This window comes from Enterobacter sp. SENG-6 (assembly GCF_001605945.1).
In the GTDB taxonomy this organism is placed as follows: domain Bacteria; phylum Pseudomonadota; class Gammaproteobacteria; order Enterobacterales; family Enterobacteriaceae; genus Enterobacter; species Enterobacter cloacae.
Genome location: NZ_LOMM01000006.1, coordinates 123,045 through 142,799, shown reverse-complemented (window position 1 = coordinate 142,799; position 19,755 = coordinate 123,045). Strand labels below are relative to the sequence as shown.

The 19,755-nt window shown below is 57.1% G+C and carries 8 protein-coding genes; 5 read left to right on the top strand and 3 right to left on the bottom strand.

What is annotated here, in order from left to right; genetic code table 11:
• Positions 1-127: 127 nt before the first annotated feature.
• Entirely contained in the window at positions 128-1,507 is a 1,380-nt protein-coding gene (gene ygjG, locus AX755_RS04340) for a putrescine aminotransferase (protein WP_062856357.1), read from the bottom strand.
• Positions 1,508-1,940: 433 nt separating this feature from the next.
• On the opposite strand from ygjG, the gene AX755_RS04335 reads away from it, so the two are divergent.
• Together AX755_RS04335 and AX755_RS04330 are read left to right on the top strand one after the other, a co-directional pair.
• Positions 1,941-3,461 carry a methyl-accepting chemotaxis protein gene (locus AX755_RS04335; RefSeq protein ID WP_062856356.1) on the top strand — a complete coding sequence of 507 codons (1,521 nt, stop codon included), beginning with the start codon at positions 1,941-1,943 and terminating at the stop codon, positions 3,459-3,461.
• A gap of 336 nt (positions 3,462-3,797) precedes the next feature.
• Positions 3,798-5,357, top strand: a complete 1,560-nt coding sequence (locus AX755_RS04330; RefSeq protein ID WP_013098825.1) for a methyl-accepting chemotaxis protein — start codon at positions 3,798-3,800, stop codon at positions 5,355-5,357.
• Here the strand turns inward: AX755_RS04330 and AX755_RS04325 are convergent.
• Positions 5,354-5,848 carry a PadR family transcriptional regulator gene (locus AX755_RS04325; protein ID WP_013098824.1) on the bottom strand — a complete coding sequence of 165 codons (495 nt, stop codon included), beginning with the start codon at positions 5,846-5,848 and terminating at the stop codon, positions 5,354-5,356. The genes AX755_RS04330 and AX755_RS04325 overlap by 4 nt on opposite strands.
• 146 nt (positions 5,849-5,994) lie before the next feature.
• On the opposite strand from AX755_RS04325, the gene AX755_RS04320 reads away from it, so the two are divergent.
• Entirely contained in the window at positions 5,995-6,759 is a 765-nt protein-coding gene (locus tag AX755_RS04320; RefSeq protein ID WP_023619984.1) for a siderophore-interacting protein, read from the top strand.
• On the opposite strand, the gene AX755_RS04315 is transcribed toward AX755_RS04320, so the two are convergent.
• The gene (locus AX755_RS04315; protein WP_013098822.1) at positions 6,760-7,929 is read right to left on the bottom strand and encodes a DNA repair ATPase; all 1,170 of its coding nucleotides are present in this window, start codon (positions 7,927-7,929) and stop codon (positions 6,760-6,762) included.
• Between the two features lie 260 nt (positions 7,930-8,189).
• Between AX755_RS04315 and AX755_RS04310 the strand changes: the two genes are divergently transcribed.
• The gene (locus AX755_RS04310) at positions 8,190-9,863 is read left to right on the top strand and encodes a ShlB/FhaC/HecB family hemolysin secretion/activation protein (protein WP_062856355.1); all 1,674 of its coding nucleotides are present in this window, start codon (positions 8,190-8,192) and stop codon (positions 9,861-9,863) included.
• Between the two features lie 12 nt (positions 9,864-9,875).
• Positions 9,876-19,754, top strand: a complete 9,879-nt coding sequence (locus AX755_RS04305; RefSeq protein ID WP_062856360.1) for a hemagglutinin repeat-containing protein — start codon at positions 9,876-9,878, stop codon at positions 19,752-19,754.
• Position 19,755: the final 1 nt, after the last annotated feature.

The following is a 19,755-nucleotide window of genomic DNA, read 5'->3' as shown; positions in this document are numbered from 1 at the left end:
TTCTATGCCAGTTATAACTGTTACCCATGTATCCGGTCTAAAGTGTCACCCATGTTTCCGGTTCATACCCTACGCTTACCGGGCTGGTGTAGTAGGCCGGGTAAGCGCAGCGCCACCCGGCGTTTTTTTACGCCTCTTCCACACTCACGCGCAGTGCCGCCAGCGCTTTACGTGCCGCCTTCAGCACCTGCTCACACTGCTCAATGGTCAGCGTCAGCGGTGGCTCAATGCGGATGGTTTTGGAATTGTTGAGTGTGCCGGCCACCAGCACCCGCTGGCGGAACATCTCGCTCGCGAAGCTATAGCCGATTTCGTTATCAACAAACTCAATGGCCATCAGCATCCCTTTACCTCGTGCCTCCTGGATCAGATCCGGGTATTCACGTCCCATCTGACGGAAACCGTCCAGCAGCATGTCGCCTTTCTGCTCCGCCTGCGCAGGCAGGTTTTGCTCCAGCAGCACGTTGATTGTGGCCAGCGCGGCCGCACAGGCCAGCGGGTTACCGCCAAAGGTGGTGGTATGCAGGAACGGGTTGTCGAACAGCACCGAGAAGACCTCTTCGGTGGCAACCGTCGCACCAATCGGCATTACGCCGCCGCCGAGCGCTTTCGCCAGACACAAAATGTCCGGCTGAACGTTCTCGTGCTCGCAGGCGAACATCTTGCCGGTACGTCCCATGCCGGTCTGCACTTCGTCGAAGATCAGCAGCGCGCCAAACTCATCGCACAGCTGACGTACGGCAGGCAGATAGCCCTGTGGAGGCAGGATCACGCCGCCTTCGCCCTGAATCGGCTCCAGGAGCACCGCGGCTACGTCATCGCCGGTTTTACGGCATTCGCTGAGCACGGTGCGCATGGCATTAATGTCGCCGAACGGCACGTGGCGGAATCCCGGCAGCAGCGGCATAAACGGTTTGCGGAAGGTGGATTTGGCGGTCGCAGACAGGGCGCCCAGGGATTTACCATGGAACGCGCCGCTGGTGGCGACAAAAGTGAATTTCCCGCGCGGCGACTGGTACGCTTTGGCGAGCTTAAGCGCCGCTTCGACCGATTCCGTGCCGCTGTTGCTGAAGAAGCTGTATTTCAGTTTGCCGGGTGTTAAGGCTGCCAGCGTTTTCGCGAGCATGGCGCGAAGCGGGTCGAGCAGTTCCTGGCTATGGAGAGGTTGTTTCGCGAGTTGATTCTGTACGGCGGAAACCACTACTGGATTACGGTGCCCCACGTTGAAAATGCCAAAACCACCCAGGCAATCAATAAACTCCTGTCCCTGGGTGTCGACAAGCGTATTCAGACTTCCCGCTTGCCACTCTACGGCTCCGTAATCCCCGCCGGCGGTAACAGATTTGCGATACTCCAGAAAACCTGGATTGACGTGCTCTTTAAAGTAATCGATGACCTCTCGGTTAAGTTGTTTCATCTCCTCATGATCAAGCGTTCGCTTCTCAATGAGATTCAGTGCGTGCGCGGTACAGGCAAGAGCCGAGGCGCTGGAAGGTAACCTGTTCAAAATATGCTCCCGGGGATCGCGTATCACATGATACTGCGTTAAGTATTGCAGGGATTACGCCACTTCAGCGGACTTAACGAAAATCGGGATAAACGCCAGGTTAAAATAATGTTGCGCAATATTTAATCATGCCGATGTTTTCCAGACGGGATTTAGCGGTACGGAAAACGGGGGCAGGAAGACGTGGATGGGGTCAATTGCACCAGGGGGGTGCAGGCGGTGCGACTTAAGTGGGCGTAACAGATCATCCTTTGCAGATAATTTCATTGTGAAAGTATTTAAAATCAATCAATTATAAAATCTCACAAAAAGTGCGGTTTAAGTGAAATCTGCGATCTCCATCAAGTTTAACAACTAAAGATAAATTGTTTACCGCCGAAAAAACAATAAACCACAAAATTAACATTCAAATAACCTGCAAGGGATGCTCACGATGTCCTCTCCAACCTATGTCACCCAGAATGAATATCTTCTGGACGATGACACCACCTTAATGTCTACCACAGACGTCCACAGCTATCTGACTCATGCTAACGACACCTTTGTTCAGGTGAGTGGCTATCAGCTTAATGAGCTGATGGGTCAGCCGCATAATCTGGTGCGCCATCCTGATATGCCTAAAGCCGCTTTTGCCGATATGTGGTACACCCTGCAACAGGGCGAGCCGTGGAGCGGAATTGTCAAAAACCGCCGTAAAAATGGCGATCACTACTGGGTGCGCGCCAACGCGGTGCCGATGGTGCGCCACGGGAAGGTCACCGGCTATATGTCGATTCGCACCAAAGCGACGGCAGAAGAGATCGCCACCGTGGAGCCACTCTATAAGGCCCTGAATGCCGGACGCTGTACCAAACGGATCCATAAAGGGCTGGTGGTGCGTCAGGGCTGGTTCGGAAAACTACCGGCAATGCCGCTGCGCTGGCGGGTACGCGGCGTGATGGCGGTGCTCTTTGGCGCGCTCGCCGCCACGCTGGTGGCAACCTCAGCAGGCTGGGTGTCGTTGGCCGCAGCAGCGATAATGATGCTGCTGGGCACGTTATTGTTTGAACAGCAGATTGTCCGCCCGGTAGAGAACGTGGCGCGACAGGCGCTGAAGGTGGCAACCGGCGAGCGCAATAGCGTGCAGCACCTGAACCGCAGCGACGAACTGGGCCTGACCCTTCGCGCGGTGGGGCAACTGGGGCTGATGTGTCGCTGGCTAATCAATGACGTATCAAGCCAGGTGGTGAGCGTGCGCGACGGCAGCGACAAGCTGGCGCAGGGTAATGAGGATCTGAACGACCGCACGCGTCAGACCGTTGCAAACGTGCAGCAGACCGTGGCGACGATGAACCAGATGGCGGCCTCCGTTCAGAGTAACTCTGAAACCGCCACCGAGGTCGATAAGCTCTCCGTAGCCGCCAGCAGTGCGGCGACCAAAGGCGGGAACGCGATGCAGACGGTGGTCAAAACCATGGACGATATCGCCGACAGTACCCAGCGTATCGGCTCCATTACCACCCTGATCAACGATATTGCCTTCCAGACCAATATCCTCGCGCTGAATGCGGCGGTAGAAGCGGCACGAGCCGGTGAGCAGGGTAAAGGCTTTGCGGTGGTGGCAGGGGAAGTTCGCCATCTTGCCAGCCGCAGCGCTAATGCCGCCAACGATATCCGTAAGCTGATTGATGCCAGCGCCAGTAAGGTACAGTCCGGCTCCGAGCAGGTACACGCCGCAGGACGCACCATGGATGATATCGTTGAGCAGGTGAAAAACGTCACGCAGCTGATCGCGCAGATTAGCCATGCCACCTCTGAACAGGCTACCGGGCTTTCGGAGTTAACCCGCGCGGTGGCTGAACTGGACAGCATCACGCAGAAAAACGCCGATCTGGTTGAAGAGAGTGCGCAGATCTCCGCGATGGTAAAACACCGGGCCGGACGTCTTCAGGATGCAGTGACGGTTCTCCATTGAATCTGTAATGTTCCAGAAAAGCCGTTTATTCTGCCAGGCGTAAACGGCTTTCGTCGCTTCATTTGTAATTATTCTTGCGATTTATTGTTAATTTTATATTAAGTAACTAAAGAAAGTACCTCAGTTATTTATCCCTGCCTAAGTCATTTTTCCCCGATGCTATTTCATAAATGCCCCGTCTGGTGGTTGAGTAACGATCGATACGGCTATATTAATAGCCTCTGCCTATCCATTGTGATGGTTATGAAATAAAAAAACGATCAAAGTCATAAAGTTAGCGGTTTCGTTACCGATAACGGTGATCGTCTGAGAAATAATCACATCGATGGAGTAAATATGTTCTTACATGACGTAAAAATCGGCACGAAATTATTTCTGGCGTTTGGATTCTTTATTGTCCTGATGGTGGTGAGCGCGAGTTTGTCTTTAATGAGTCTGAACCGGGCAAACAACGGGATGCAATCCATTATTACCAGTGATTATCCAACCACGGTAAAAGCGAACCAGTTAATCGATAACTTCCAGGAATTTATTAGCACTCAGCAGCTCATGCTGCTGGATGAACAGGGAACGTACACGGCGCAGTCGCAGCAGCATCTTAAAGAGATTAGTGAGCACATCACGGTGCTCCTCGGTGAGCTGAACAACGTGCTGCAGGATCAGCAATCGCAGCAGGTGCTCGCCGAGATACGCGGCGTGCGCCAGCAGTATCTGGACTCGCGCTATCGTATTTTGCAGGCGGTGCAGAATCACGATCGCGCCGGGGCGCTTCAGGAGATGATGACCAACACCCTCAAACTGCAGCAGGCCTATAAAGCCAAAGTGCAGCAGCTGATTGCGATTCAGAACACTGAGATGCAGAACGCCGGGGTGCAGGTGGAAAGTGATTTCAGGAGCAACCGCCTGCTGCTCATCCTCATCACCCTCTTCAGCGTGGCGGCAGGCAGCCTGATTGGCTGGTTTATCGTGCGTTCCATTACTCGTCCGCTGGGCCAGGCCGTGGATTTTGCGGCGGCGATTGCGGATGGCGATCTCACCGGCAGTATCACCTCGCACGGTAAAGACGAAACCGGCCTGTTGCTGCATGCCCTGATGGAGATGAAAACGCGTCTGCTGGACATTGTGCAGCAGGTGCAGACCGGCTCGGAGAATATCTCCAGCGCCGCCGCGCAGATTGTCGCCGGGAACCAGGATCTGGCCGCGCGCACGGAAGAGCAGGCCAGCTCTGTGGAGCAGACCGCCGCCTCGATGGAGCAGATCACCGCGACGGTGAAAAACACCGCTTCGCATACCGGAGAAGCGACCAACCTGTCGGCAGATGCTGCGAAGGTGGTCAAAAACAACGGTGAGATGATGAAGCAGGTGACCAGCAAAATGCGCCTGATTAACGAGACCTCGAACCGGATGTCCGACATCATCGACCTGATCGATGCCATTGCCTTCCAGACCAATATTCTGGCGCTGAACGCGGCGGTGGAAGCGGCCCGGGCGGGCGAGCACGGTCGTGGCTTTGCGGTGGTGGCTGGTGAAGTGCGCCAGCTCGCGCAGAAGAGTGCTTCGTCAGCCAGTGAGATCCGTGAGCTGATTGAAAGCTCCACCAGCCAGACGCAGGACGGGATGAATCTGGTCGAGAAGGCGAGCGAGCTTATCAATGGCATGGTGGGCAACGTGGAAGAGATGGATGTGATCCTGCGTGAGATCCGCCAGGCCAGCCACGAGCAGACAGAGGGGATCTCGCAGATTAACAGCGCGATTGGCCTGATTGATGCCACCACCCAGCAAAACTCCGCGCTGGTGGAGGAGTCTGTTGCCGCGGCGGCCTCCCTCAACGAGCAGGCGATGCACCTGAAAGAGCTGGTACGCGTCTTCCGCGTGAGCGCGCACGCACCGGCTTAATCCAGCTGGGAGATCTCCAGCGCCGCGCGGTCGATCACGCCAACGATCTGCTTAAGCTGCGCGTCGCTGAGCGCTCCCTGATTCACCTTCAGGTCTAACACCGCTTTGAAGTTATCCAGTGCCCGCTTCATCTGCGGGTTTTTGCGTAGCTGGAAACCGACCGCGCGGGCTTTGATACGCGCCTGAATCTGCTCAAGCTGTTCCTGGTTTTCCTCCAGCCACTGCTGTCCTGCCGCATTGATGGCAATGCGCTTACGCCCATTCTCTTCTTCCGTAATGGTGATAAACGCCTGATCCTGAAGATAATCCAGCGTCGGGTAAATCACGCCAGGACTCGGGGTGTAGTTCCCCTGGGTCAGGTTCTCAATCTCTTTGATCAGCTCATAACCGTGGCTCGCGTTGCGGGTCAGAATATCCAGAATCACCAGCCGCAGATCGCCGTGACCAAAAAAGCGTGGTCGACGTCCGCCGCCATCATGTTCGTGTCGCATAGTGTGCCTCGTAAATTGATATATCTAAACTATATCTAAGATATATTCAGATGCAATCTAAAAGATCTTGCATTCTTGCTGATTAGCAATCATTATCATTTAAAATCAATTTAGATATATCGTATTCACCTGAGAAGGGTCTTAACATGGCAACCACCCGCTATCCACAACGCGTGCGTAACGAACTGCGTTTTCGTGAACTGACCGTGCTCCGTGTTGAGCGCGTAAGCGCTGGTTTTCAGCGCATAGTTTTAGGCGGCGAGGCGCTGGAGGGCTTTAGCTCCCGCGGTTTCGACGATCACACCAAAGTGTTTTTCCCGGCCCCGGGAACGACGTTTGTGCCACCGGTGGTCACCGACGAGGGCATTGACTGGGGCGACGGCGTGCGCCCGCAAAGCCGGGATTACACGCCGCTGTACGACGCCGCGAAGCATGAGCTGGCGCTTGATTTCTTCGTGCATGACGGTGGCGTTGCCAGCCAGTGGGCGCTAGAGGCGAAAGTGGGCGACAGGCTGACGATTGGTGGCCCGCGCGGTTCGCTGGTGGTACCGGAGGATTACGCCTGGCAGCTGTATGTGTGCGATGAGTCCGGGATGCCGGCGTTGCGTCGCCGCCTGGAAGGCATCGCCAGCTTGCCGAAACGCCCGGAAATTCACGCGGTGGTCACCGTCGGGGATGAATCATACAAGGATTATCTGGCGCACCTGAGCGCGTTCAACATCACCTGGGTGATCGGCCACAGCGAGCAGGCGGTGGCTGAGCTGCTGGCGTCGCTGAACGTTCCGGCGGAAGATTACTTTATCTGGCTGACCGGGGAAGGGAAGGTGGTTAAAAACCTGAGCCGACTGTTTGAGACTGAGGCTATCGATCAGCAGCTGGTGCGTGCCAGCGCGTACTGGCACGCGAAATAATTACGCTGCTGAATCGAGCTGCGCTTCGCTCACCTGATGTTCGAGCGAGGCGCGGACCTCGTTCAGCGCCTTTTCCTGCTGCGCGAAGTACGCTTCCATATTGCTGAGCGACGACACCAGCAGCCAGGATTCTTCTTTCTCCAGTTCTGCCAGCTCGTTCACTAAGGTGTCGATCTGCTCGCGAACCTGGGCCATTTTTTTGCGGATGCGCTCCAGATCGTTCAGCCTGTCGCTGGCCATCAGCGGCTCGAAGCCCTGCTGCAGGCGCGCCACCAGAGAACGAATGGCTTTGACGTCTCCACGCTGTTTGGCCTGGTTGAGCTGCACCATCATCGCGTTGGCTTCTTCTTTCAAATCGTCTGCCACCAGATCCGGGTGACACAGCTTGCTCGCCTGCCGCCAGAGCCGTTTCAGCTCGTCCCGATCCTCCTGTGAAAGATCTTTCCCTTTACGCAGACGCACTTCGGCATCCTGATGCTGCTCGCGGTATTTCTCGTACTCTTCGTTGGCCTCGTCACGCGCCTGACGCGCAGGCTCTTCCTCACGCGTTAAGCCGCTCTCCAGCTCCAGCGCCTCGGCCAGCAGGTTAGCAATCAGGTTACTTTGCTGCTGCAGATGCTTACGTGCCTCGGCTGCCTGTACGGAATCGGCAGGAAGTTCGCGCCAGCGCTGGGTGAGTGTTGCCAGCACCTCCACGGCCTGGGCCATGTAGCGCTGACAGCGGCGATAGTCTTCCTCGCGACGACGCGCCTCAGCCTGCTGGCGGCGCAGGTTCAGCTCGGCCAGCGTTTTACGCAGGGCGAGGATCTGCTGCATCAGCGGGCCCAGGCGGGAGAAATAGAGATCGTTGAACTCATCAAGCTGCTGTACGCGCGCGTTACGGCGGTCAATCAGATCGCGCAGTCGCTCTTCCAGCGCTTTCAGTTCCAGTTTGCTCGCGGCGACCTGCGGATCGCGCCATGGCGTCACGGCACGCTGGCTCTGTAGCCACGCGACGATCGCGGCGATGGCCGCAGTGTAGTTTTTCTGCTCAAGCGCCACGACGATTGCCTGTAGCTCATCGTCAAACGCTTCATTTTTCAGCCGGGTTAGCTGGCTCTGAATGATGTCGTCATCTTCCAGTTCAATGGCATTTTTAATGATTTCTAGCCGTTTGATCGGTGTGCTCATGATGCCTTTCGCTTTGGCGCTTAAGTATTTGAGTTAAGGTTAGTTGTTGGAAACGCTACAGGAAATAATACACACGGATGATGATCGGCGCGATGGGGGATTTCTTTAGATTTACGCAGTGTCACCCGCTAAATTCTGAAAATGCAGCAAAATAGACCTTAAATTAAATGCGTGTATTTACACTGTTTACTTTTTGACATAAGTTGCGCGTTTTTTGACAGGCAAGTCTGAAAACGGACTTTTAGCAAGGAGTGGCAGTGATGACAGGGAAAACGTCGATACTACAGGTGCTGGCTGGCATGGCCTTGCTGGCAGGTGCTGCGCAGGCGGCCCCCCTGTCTCCGGCCGACCGTAATACTATTCAGCAGCAACAGCAGCAGCTGCTGGATGAAAACCAGCGCCAGCGTGAAGAGCTGGAGCGCAGCGTGGTATTACCGCGTCCTGTTCAGCCCGACAGTGCTGCGACTCCGCAAGGTCCCTGTTTTGTTATCTCGCGCATTGAGCTGACGGGTACCACCCTTCTTTCTCCGTTAGCCAAAGATCGCCTGGTTGCGCCGTGGGTGAACCAGTGTCTTGATATGGCGCGTCTCAACGCCCTGACCAACGCCGTCTCTGACTGGTATATCAGCCGGGGGTATATCACCAGCCGCGCATTTTTAACCGAGCAGGATCTCTCTGGTGGCGTACTGCATCTCGCGGTACTGGAAGGCAAACTCCAGCAAATCCGGCTTGAAGGGGTTCCCACCCGCACGCTGAGCATGACCTTCCCCGGCCTCGAAGGGAAAATTCTTAACCTGCGCGATATCGAACAGGGCATGGAGCAGCTTAATCGCGTGCGCCAGACGCCGGTTGAAATAGAAATTTTGCCCGGCGACAGGCAGGGCTATTCAATCGTCAATCTGACGGCTTCGCCTGAATTCCCGCTCAGCGGTTCAGTGAGTTTCGATAACAGCGGGCAAAAGAGTACCGGTACCGGACAACTCAATGGCGCGCTATACGGCAATAACCTGCTGGGGCTGGCGGATAAGTGGTTTATCAGCGGCGGGCGCAGCAGTGATTTTTCGAACAGCCATGATGCTCAGAATTTTGCCGCCGGGGTCAGCGTGCCTTATGGCTACGGCTTGCTGGACTACAGCTACAGCTGGAGCAACTACCTCAGCACCATCGATAATAACGGCTGGCTCTGGCGTTCGACGGGCGACACCGAAACCCACCGTCTGAATGGCTCCTGGGTCCTGTTCCGCAATGGCGATATCAAAACCGGCGTGTCGGCGGGCATCACCCACCGCATCAACCATAACTATCTCGACGATGTTCTGCTGGCTACCAGCAGCCGCAAACTTTCAAGTTTCTCCCTGGGCCTTAACCACACGCAAAAAATTGCCTCCGGCGTGGCGACCCTGAACCCGACCTTCACTCAGGGTGTGCCGTGGTTTGGCGCCGAAGATGATAACGACAAACATGGCGATGTGCCGAAAGCCGAGTTCCGCAAATGGAGCGTCAACGGCAGTTTTCAGCGCCCGGTTGCTGACGGGCTGTGGTGGTTGACCAGCGTCTATTTTCAGTGGTCGCCGGACCGGCTGTACGGCAGCGAGCGCCTGACGCTGGGGGGAGAGACCTCCGTGCGCGGCTTCAAAGAGCAGTACCTCTCCGGTGATAACGGCGGTTACTGGCGAAATGAACTCAATTATTCGCTCTTTACGCTGCCGTGGGTGGGGGATGTTGGCCTGTTGGCAGCAGTTGACGGTGGCTGGCTGAAGAAGGACGGATTTGACCGTTACGCCTCCGGCACGCTGTGGGGCGCCGCGTTTGGTCTGACGACGGCTCATCGCGGCTATTCAAGCCAGTTTACCGTTGGCACACCGATGGCGTATCCGGACTGGCTGGCACCGGATCACCTCACGATTTACTACCGCGTATCAGTGGCTTTCTAAGGGACAGGGATGATGAAACAGGATCTGGTTCGTTTTTCACAGCGCGCGCTGAGCGCGTTACTGAGCGTGCTGCTGGCAACGCAGCCGTTGTTACCCGCGGTGGCGGCATCCATCACCCCGTCCGGCAATACGCAGATGGATAAGGCGGCTAACGGCGTGCCGGTGGTGAACATCGCCACGCCGAACCAGTCCGGTATTTCCCATAACAAATACAACGACTACAACGTCGGGAAAGAGGGGCTGATCCTCAATAACGCGACCGGGCAGCTTAACCAGACTCAGCTTGGCGGGCTTATCCAGAATAACCCCAACCTGAAGGCCGGGCAGGAAGCCAAAGGTATCATCAACGAAGTCACCGGCGCTAACCGCTCAAATTTGCAGGGCTATACCGAAGTGGCCGGCAAGGCGGCGAACGTCATCGTGGCGAATCCCTACGGTATCACCTGTAACGGCTGCGGATTTATCAACACGCCGAATGTGACCCTCACCACGGGTAAACCGGTGCTTGATGCCAGCGGTAAGCTGCAATCTCTTGATGTAACCCAGGGGGCGGTCACCATCGAGGGCGCGGGCCTCAATGGCTCGCAGAGCGATGCGGTGTCGATCATCTCCCGTGCGACGGAGATCAACGCGCAACTGCATGCGAAAGATTTACGTGTCGTTGCAGGGGCGAACCGCGTAGCGGCGGATGGCAGCGTCAGTGCGTTAAAAGGTGAAGGTACAGCCCCGAAGGTCGCGGTAGACACCGGCGCGCTGGGCGGCATGTACGCCAACCGGATCCGTCTGGTCTCCAGTGAAACGGGGGTGGGCGTAAACCTGGGCAACCTTAACGCGCGACAGGGGGATATTGCGCTCAGCAGCGCGGGAAAAGTGGTGCTGAAAAACACCCTTGCCAGCGGTAGCACCACGGTCAGCGCGGCGGACGTAACGTTACGCGGAGACCATAAAGCGGGTGGCAACGCCACTGTCTCCGGCCAGACGGCGCTGACGCTTGACCAGGCTCACGTTGCCGCGGATAACAACCTTCAGTTAACAACCCGCGGCACGCTGACGCAAAACGGCGGTGCGTTCACGGCAGCAAATGACGCTACGCTTGCCGCGACCACCCTGATCCAGAGTGCAGATGCCCAGGCAAGCGCGGGTCGTCATCTTGCCGTAAATGCTGAGAAAAACGCGGCGCTTAACGGTTCTGTTGTGGCGGGTCAGCAGCTGTTGGTCAAGGGAGGCGAGCTGGTGCAGCAGGGAAATCTCAGTGCTTCCGAGATTGCCCTCAACGCGCAGACGCTGACGCAGGAGAGCCGCAGCACAACAAATGCCAGCGGGAACATCACGCTTACCACGTCTGGCCACAGCCAACTGAAAGGCAGCACAACCGCCGGGCAATCTCTCGCCGTCAGCGCGGGCAGCCTCGCGAACCATGGCGCATTAGCCGCCGTGTCGGATACCCGGATTAACACCGGTATATTCAGCAATACCGGCACCGTTCAGGGCAACAGCCTGACCGTCTCCGGGACGGATATCACCAGCTCCGGCGCGCTGAAGAGCGCCTCCACGCTGGATATCCGCGCAGGCAATGCCACGCTTTCCGGTGAGACCGGCGCGAAAGGGAAAACCACCGTAACCGCGAGCGGCAATCTGAACAACAGCGGCACGCTTATCAGCGATGACACGCTAACGCTGAACGCGGCGCAGATCGTCAACAGCGGTACGCTTTCCGGTGTCCGGGGGCTCACCACCTCAGGGAAGACGTTCACCGCCAGCGCAACGTCAGTGACCCACAGCGACGGGGATGTGGCGCTGAACAACACCGATACCACGCTTGCTGGTGAAACCAGTGCCGGTGGCGCCGTTACCGTGCAGGGCCGCAGCCTCAACACCACGGCCACGGCACAGACACAGGGCAACAGCGTCGGCGTGGCCGTGCAAAACGCAAAACTTGAAGGAACTCAGGCTGCCAAAGGCAACATGAGGTTGAAGGCTGACAGCAGTCTCAACCACACGGGAAAATCATCAGCCTCAGGGCTTAAGGTTGAAACCGGCCATCTCAGCAACGGTGGAACCCTGACGGCCTCCTCGCTTGCAATCGACAGCCCTGAGGTCATTAACGGTGGTCTGATCCACGCCGGACAAACGCTGTCGCTGGTTACCCGTCTGCTGGACAACCGCAGCAGCGGCGTGCTGTACAGCCCGTCGGCACTGTCACTTTCCCTCTCTGAACTGAACAACGCCGGTATTATCACCAGCGACGCGGCGCTTTCCCTCTCTGGTTCAAATCTGACCAACAGCGGCGAGCTGAGCGGGACTTCACTGGCAATTGATTACGAGACGCTGAAGAACAGCGCGGAGGGGATGCTGCTGGCTCAAGGGGCAAACCGCATCACGGCACAGTCGGTGTCCAGTGCGGGCAGCCTGGTGGGCAACACCCTGACGCTGAATGCCGATCGCCTGGAAAGTGCCGGTCTGTTACAGGGCGATAGCGCATTATCACTGACCGCCGGAATCCTGAATTTACTGACAGGCTCCCGCACGCTGACGGGGGGAGCGCTCGGCCTTTCAGGTACCACGCTGGCTACCGCAGGGCAGCTCCAAGGACAGGATGTCAGTATCCGCTCCCACGACTGGACTAACCGCGGAAGTTCCCTCGCGACCGGCTCACTTGACGTTACGACCGCCGGAACGCTCAGCAATACCGGCGAACTGATGAGCCAGGGCAACGGCACGCTGAATGCGGTCAATACCGTTAACAGCGGCACTATGTTGTCGGCCGGTGACCTTTCGCTTAACGGAAAGACGCTGCGCAACAGCGGTACGCTTCAGGGGAATCGCGTCACCGCGCATCAGGACACCATCACGAACAGCGGAACGCTGACCGGGATTGCCGCCCTGACGCTGGCCGCCCGCCTGGAGATGGCGGCGCCATTACTGACGCTGATGAATGACGCGTCGGGATCGTTGCTGACCGCGGGCGAGTTGTCTGTGACAGGCGGCGATCTGCGTAACGCAGGGCAATGGCAGGGAAAACAGGTACTTATTCATGCGCAGGCGCTTACGAACGGCGGTGCGATCCAGGCAGAAAATTTACTGGATGCGCAAATCGACAGCCCCCTTACCGGGACAACGGGCAGCAAAATCACCTCTAATGGAGAACTGGCGCTCTCAGCACTGACGCTGGTAAACAGCGGGCAGTGGATTGCAAAACACCTCACGCTGGGGGCCAGTACGCTGAACAACAGCGGTGAGATCACCGGCGTTGATGCGCTTTCGGTTGCCCTAACGCAGCTGAATAACCAGGCCGGAGGAAAACTGCTCAGCGCAGGCGCGCTGACGCTTGATGCGGAAAATGCAACGAATGCCGGGCAAATCCAGGGGAAAGCGACCACGGTTACCGCCGGGCAACTCATTAACAGCGGACGGCTTCAGGGAGAAGCGCTGACGCTGAATGCCTCGGGCGCGCTGAACAATACCGCCAGCGGTGTGCTGCTGAGCGAGAATGCGCTGACGGTATCGACAGCCACGCTGAACAATCAGGGCACGCTGCAGGGCGGTGGGGAATCTTCGGTGAAGGCCACCACCCGCGTACAGAACGACGGCAAAATGCTTTCCGGTGGCAAACTCACGCTGGCCGCACCGGAACTGGAGAACAGCAGCAGAGGTCTGGTTCAGGCGGTAACGTTGCTGCTGGATGTGGTGAACGCGGCAAATAGTGGGCGGATACTCGCTACTGACAACGCTGAGCTACGGGGAACGACGCTGACCAACGACGGCATGCTGCAGGGTGCAGACCTGCTGGTTAATTATCAAAAACTGAGTAACAACGGTACGGCTCTCGGTACCCGTTCGCTTACGGTGAAGGGCGATGAGATTACCCATACCATCAGCGGTAAGTTGTTCAGCGCGGGTAACCTCACGCTCAACAGCGGCACGCTGAAAAACGCCGGGCAGATTGTGGCGCTGGGAGACGTCACGCTTCATCTGTTAAATGCGCTTGAGTTCAGTGGAACGCTCGCCGCCAGCAACACCCTGTCTCTCACCGCTCAGGGGGATATCACCAATAATGGCACCTTACAGGGAAACAGCCTCGTTCTGAGCACGGGTGGAGTATTAACCAACAACGGCCAGTTCACTGCAGGTAAGGGTGACAGCACGTTCAGCGCGCAACGTATTGTGCTCAATGCAGCCGGTAGCCTCTCGGCAGGCGGCGACGTGGTATTTAACAGCCTGAGTGACATAACCGTAAATGGCTTTACCGGTACGGCTGGCAGCCTGACGATGAATGCTGTGGGCACCTTGCTTAATACCGCACTGATTTATGCCGCGAATAATATGCAGCTCTTTGCCGACCGTATTCATAACGTCTACGGCGATATTCTGGCAGGGAATAGCCTGTGGATGCAGAAAAATGCGGCGGGTGCAGCGAACAGTGAAGTGGTGAATACGTCCGGGAATATTGAGACGCAGAAGGGTGACATTACGATCAATACAGCCCACTTATTAAATGAGCGGGATGGAAGTAATTCGAATACACAGATAACTGATTTGGATAACCCTTCCTGGGTTGGTGAATCATCCTTTGTCGTAAGCCTGGATGATATGGAGGAAGGAAGTTATTCAACAGAAAAAAATCGTACGGATGTCTGGGTAGGAAGCTGCATGAGTTTTCCAACCTATCCAGGTGCGTGCAGCATGGATGAGCCTTTCTTTACCACTTCTTATCGGATTAATGATTCGGGTCAAACTAAACGTTTTGCGATTAAAAGAACTGAGGTTGATGTAACCAGTACTGGCCATGCAGCGCGCATCGCATCAGCTAATAATCTCAATATCACTGCCAATTATCTCGACAATAGCGGTAGCAATATACTTGCTAATCGCGATATTAGCCTAAAAGGTGAGCAGCTCAACAACCAAAGCTACCAGGCGAGTTCTGAGACTGAATATCTTGTCTACACGGCATCAACCATTAATGCCGGTGGTGTAACCTATATTCTGACTGGGCGTGAGGCCGAATCAGAAAATACCGCTAATGTTGTCAGAGCTGTAATACAGGCAGGCGGTAATGTCTCTGCCACCTTCACCAACGACATCAGCAACACTCTCGTCACCGCCAACACGGACGGCTTTAGCAATACGATTGCCGCCCCTACGCTGACCCCGCTCAGCAACCAGTCCATTACCAGCGGCGAGCAGGCGCAGTCCCTTGTCGAAGCGGATGCGCAGGACATCACCACCCCGCAATGGCGTGATGCGGTGAGTGACGCCCTGAAAGATATCTCCGGCGGTTCATCGCTCTCCGACCAAAACGGCAGCAGCGGTAACTATCCACTGCCGTCCGGCAACAACGGCTATTTTGTTCCCTCCACCGATCCCGATAGCCCGTATCTGATTACGGTGAACCCAAAGCTCGATGACCTCGGCAGCATGGACGACAGCCTGTTTAATGGACTGTATGACCTGCTTGGCATAACACCCGGTGCCACACCGCGTGAAACCAACAGCGCGTACACAGACCGGAACCAGTTCCTTGGCTCGGCTTATTTCCTTGACCGTCTGGGGCTGAACCCGGATCGCGACTACCGGTTCCTCGGCGACGCGGCGTTTGATACCCGTTACGTCAGTAACGCGATTCTGAACCAGACCGGCAGCCGCTATATCAACGGCATTGGCTCCGATCTCGATCAGATGCGCTACCTGATGGACAGCGCCGCAGAGCAACAAAAAACGCTGGGGCTGAAATTCGGCGTGGCGCTCACGGCGGAGCAGGTTGCCGCGCTCGATAAAAGCATGCTCTGGTGGGAGTCAGCGACCATCAATGGTCAGACGGTGATGATCCCGAAAGTCTACCTGTCGCCGAAGGATGTCACCGTGCACAGCGGCAGCGTGATTAGCGGCAATAACGTCCAGCTGGCGGGCGGTAACGTCATTAACAGCGGCAGTACAATTGCGGCGCAGAATGGGCTCTCAATCGACAGCAGCAACAGCCTGAGCAACCTCAACGCCGGACTGCTGAGCGCAGGCGGCGGGCTTAACCTGAGCGCGCTGGGGGATATCAATAACATCGGATCCACCATCAGCGGCAAAACGGTAGGGCTGGAGAGCGTCGCGGGCAGCATTAACAACATCACCCGCGCACAGCAGTGGAATGTCGATGCGGGAAATGTGCATTTCAGTGGCACCGATGTCGGCAAGACGGCCTCCATCACCGCCACCGACGGGCTGACGATGCGCGCCGGACAGGATATCAACGTGACCGGCGCAAACGTGTCGGCGGGTGGCCGCCTGGGTATGGCGGCGGGGAATGATATCAACATCACCGCCAACGAGATTGCGACCAGCGAAGGACGCGCCGGGCGCAACCGCGCGACCACGGAGACGGCGTCCGTCACGCATCAGGGCAGCACCCTGAGCGCGGGCGATGACCTCACCCTGCAGGCGGGTAACGACGTGAATGCCCGTGCGGCGGCGATAGCGGCGGAAGGCGATGTGGGCATTCAGGCCGGTCGGGATGTGAACCTGCTGGCTGAAGCGTCGATGGAACGCTCCAGCAGCCAGGCGAAGAAAAAAACCGCCATTGACGAATCTGTACGTCAGCAGGGTACGGAGATTGCCAGCGGGGGGAATACGGTGATCCTCGCAGGGCGCGACGTAACCGCGCAGGCGGCTGACGTGACAGCGCAGGGCGATATTGGCGTGGCGGCAGGCCGCGACGTAAACCTGACGACGGCGACGGAGAGCGATTACCGCTATCGGGAACAAACTAAAACCAGTAGCGGCTTCCTGAGCAAAAAGACCACCCACACCATCGAGGAAGAGAGCGCGACGCGGGAGAAAGGCTCGCTGCTGAGCGGCGACAATGTGACGGTGTCGGCGGGTAACAACCTGCGGGTGTTAGGTTCTGCGGTCGCTGGCGACGGCGATGTGGCCCTTTCCGCAGGCAACAATGTGGACATCGTGGCGGCGACCAACACCGACACTTCCTGGCGCTTTAAGGAGACCAAAAAGTCCGGCCTGATGGGCACGGGCGGCATTGGCTTCACCATCGGCAGCAGCAAGTCCACCCACGATCTTCGCGAGCAGGGCACCACCCAGAGCGAGAGCTTCAGCACCGTCGGCTCGACGGGCGGTAACGTCAGCATTGCAGCGGGCAAACAGGCGCATGTCGGCGGGGCAGATATCATCGCGCAGAAGGATATCAGCCTGACCGGTGACAGCGTGGTGATTGAGCCGGGGCATGACAAACGTACCCGCGATGAGAAATTTGAGCAGAAGAGCAGCGGGCTGACGGTGGCGCTGTCCGGGGCGGCGGGGAGTGCGGTGAACAGTGCAGTGCAGACGGCACGTGACGCGAAAGGCGAGAGCGATGACCGCCTTGCGGCGCTGAAGGCCACCAAAGCGGCACTGTCAGGCGTACAGGCGTCGCAAGGTGCAGAAATGGCGCAGATTAACGGCGATCCCAACAGCGGTATCGGCGTCAGCGTTTCGCTCTCTTCGCAGAAATCGAAATCCGAGCAGCACATGCAGAGTGACACGGTTGCGGGCAGTACGCTGAATGCGGGGAATAATCTGTCCATTACCGCGACCGGAAAAGGGAAAGGGGAGAACAGCGGCAACATCCTTATCGGCGGCAGCCAGCTGAAGGCGGGCGGCGACACCGCGCTTGTCGCAGCGAACGACATTGTGCTGGGCGGTGCGGCCAGCACACAGCAGACGACAGGAAAGAACAGCAGCAGCGGTGGCGGTGCAGGCGTCAGCATTGGCGGCGGCAAGAGCGGTTACGGCATCGGCGTGTTTGCGAATGTGAATGCTTCGAAAGGCAGTGAAAAGGGCGACGGTACGGCCTGGACGGAAACGACGCTCGACAGCGGCGGGACGGTCTCCATGACCAGCGGTCGGGACGCCATTCTGAACGGCGCGCAGGTGAGTGGCGATAAAATCGTTGCGGATATCGGGCGCGATCTGTGGATGAGCAGCCAGCAGGACAGCAACGATTATAAATCGACGCAGAACAGCACGGCGGCAGGCGGCAGCTTCTCGTTCGGCAGTATGACGGGGTCCGGCTACATCAGTGCCAGCCAGGACAAAATGAAGAGCACGTATGACTCGGTGCAGGAGCAGACAGGGCTCTTCGCGGGCGATGGCGGTTTTGATGTGACGGTGGGACGCCACACGCAGCTTGACGGTGCGGTGATTGCCTCAACGGCGACGGCGGACAAAAACAATCTCGATACGGGCACGCTGGGCTTCCGGGATATCCACAACGAGGCGGATTACAAGGTCAGCCACAGCGGCGTCAGCCTGAGCGGCGGCGGTGACTTTGGCGGTGATGCATTCAAGGGCAACCTGCCGGGCGGCGGGGTATCGGCAGCGGGCAGCAGCGGTCATGCGGAGGGTACGACACAGGCGGCGGTGGGCGAGGGTAACATCACCATCCGTGATACCGAAAACCAGCAGCAGGATGTGGCCAGCCTGAGCCGGGATACAGAACACGCAAACGACAGTATCAGCCCGATATTTGACAAAGAGAAGGAGCAGCGGCGGCTCGCGCAGGTGAGCGCCATCAGCGATATCGGCGGGCAGGTGGCAGACATCGCCAGAACGCAGGGCGAGCTGAATGCGCTGAAGGAAGCGCGTAAGACGCACCCTGACCTGACGGTTGAGCAACTGAAAGAGACGCCAGAGTACAGGACTCAGCAGGCGAAATACGGCACAGGCAGCGACCTGCAACGGGGTATCCAGGCGGCAACGGCGGCGCTTCAGGGGCTGGCAAGTGGAGACCTGACGGCAGCACTGGCGGGGGCGTCGGCGCCGGAACTGGCAAATTATATCGGCCACGGTATGGGCATCGATGACAACGCGGCGGCGAAAGCCATTGCTCACGCCATACTGGGTGGAACGGTTGCAGCGTTGCAGGGCAACAGTTCGGCGGCGGGTGCTGCGGGCGCGGTCACGGGGGAGCTTGTGGCGAACGCGATAATGGCGTCGCTGTATCCGGGCAAAGCGGTGAGTGACCTGAGCGAGGAGCAGAAGCAGACGGTCAGCACGCTGGCGACGATATCGGCGGGGATGGCCGGAGGAATAGCGGGAGACAGCACGGCTTCAGCGGCTGCGGGGGCGCAGGGCGGGAAGAATGCGGTTGAGAATAACTATCTGAGCAGTAAGCAGATAGATGCTTGGTCCGCTGAAATGAAGTCCTGTCAGGCCAGGGGCGGCGACTGTGGCAGCATCATAAAGAAATACGAGGAATTGAGTACCGCCCAACAGCAGCAGTTGATCAGTGACTGTGCCACCAGTCCGGCGACGTGTCAGCAGAAATATGGTGATGTGTTGGCCGACAGCATGGCGGTGAAACATGCACTGGATAAAGCGCTGGGTCAGGACATTCCGGCTAAGATGGCTTATGATCTTACTGCAACATGGATGCATCAGATCCAGGCCGATGGGGTTATTTCAACCAACAAAGTGTCGGAAGCTCTTCAGAAAGAATATGGACTGGATGCAATCCAGGCTGATATTGTAGCAGGTGCGGCGGCAGCGGCGTTTGGGGGAATTAGTAAGGCTGGGAAAGGCAGTGCATTACCTACACCAACAGCTACTACGGCAACGAATGGTCTGAGCTATCAATCTAACCCTAAACATACACCTGGGCAGCAAGGGTATAGTTTCAATGCCGGAACTGAGCCTAAAAACTCGATAGACTTATTTGGTTCATCAGTTGTTAGCGGCAAAAAAAGATATTCTATTGATGCTGAAGGAAATGTTCATCAATTTACGAATACAAATGATGGAACTTGGCATTGGTCTGGTAGTACAGGTGATAAGACAGTTCCTATCAAGAAAAGCGATATACCAAATAGTGTGAAAAAAGAGTTTGGTTTACCTGGGAAATGGAGGTAAG

Bases quoted from the DNA above. Each gene is read 5' to 3' on its own strand.
- AX755_RS04325 (WP_013098824.1), bottom strand. From the start codon at position 5,848: ATGCGACACGAACATGATGGCGGCGGACGTCGACCACGCTTTTTTGGT.
- AX755_RS04310 (WP_062856355.1), top strand. From the start codon at position 8,190: ATGACAGGGAAAACGTCGATACTACAGGTGCTGGCTGGCATGGCCTTG.
- AX755_RS04330 (WP_013098825.1), top strand. From the start codon at position 3,798: ATGTTCTTACATGACGTAAAAATCGGCACGAAATTATTTCTGGCGTTT.
- AX755_RS04320 (WP_023619984.1), top strand. From the start codon at position 5,995: ATGGCAACCACCCGCTATCCACAACGCGTGCGTAACGAACTGCGTTTT.
- AX755_RS04315 (WP_013098822.1), bottom strand. From the start codon at position 7,929: ATGAGCACACCGATCAAACGGCTAGAAATCATTAAAAATGCCATTGAA.
- AX755_RS04335 (WP_062856356.1), top strand. From the start codon at position 1,941: ATGTCCTCTCCAACCTATGTCACCCAGAATGAATATCTTCTGGACGAT.
- AX755_RS04305 (WP_062856360.1), top strand. From the start codon at position 9,876: ATGAAACAGGATCTGGTTCGTTTTTCACAGCGCGCGCTGAGCGCGTTA.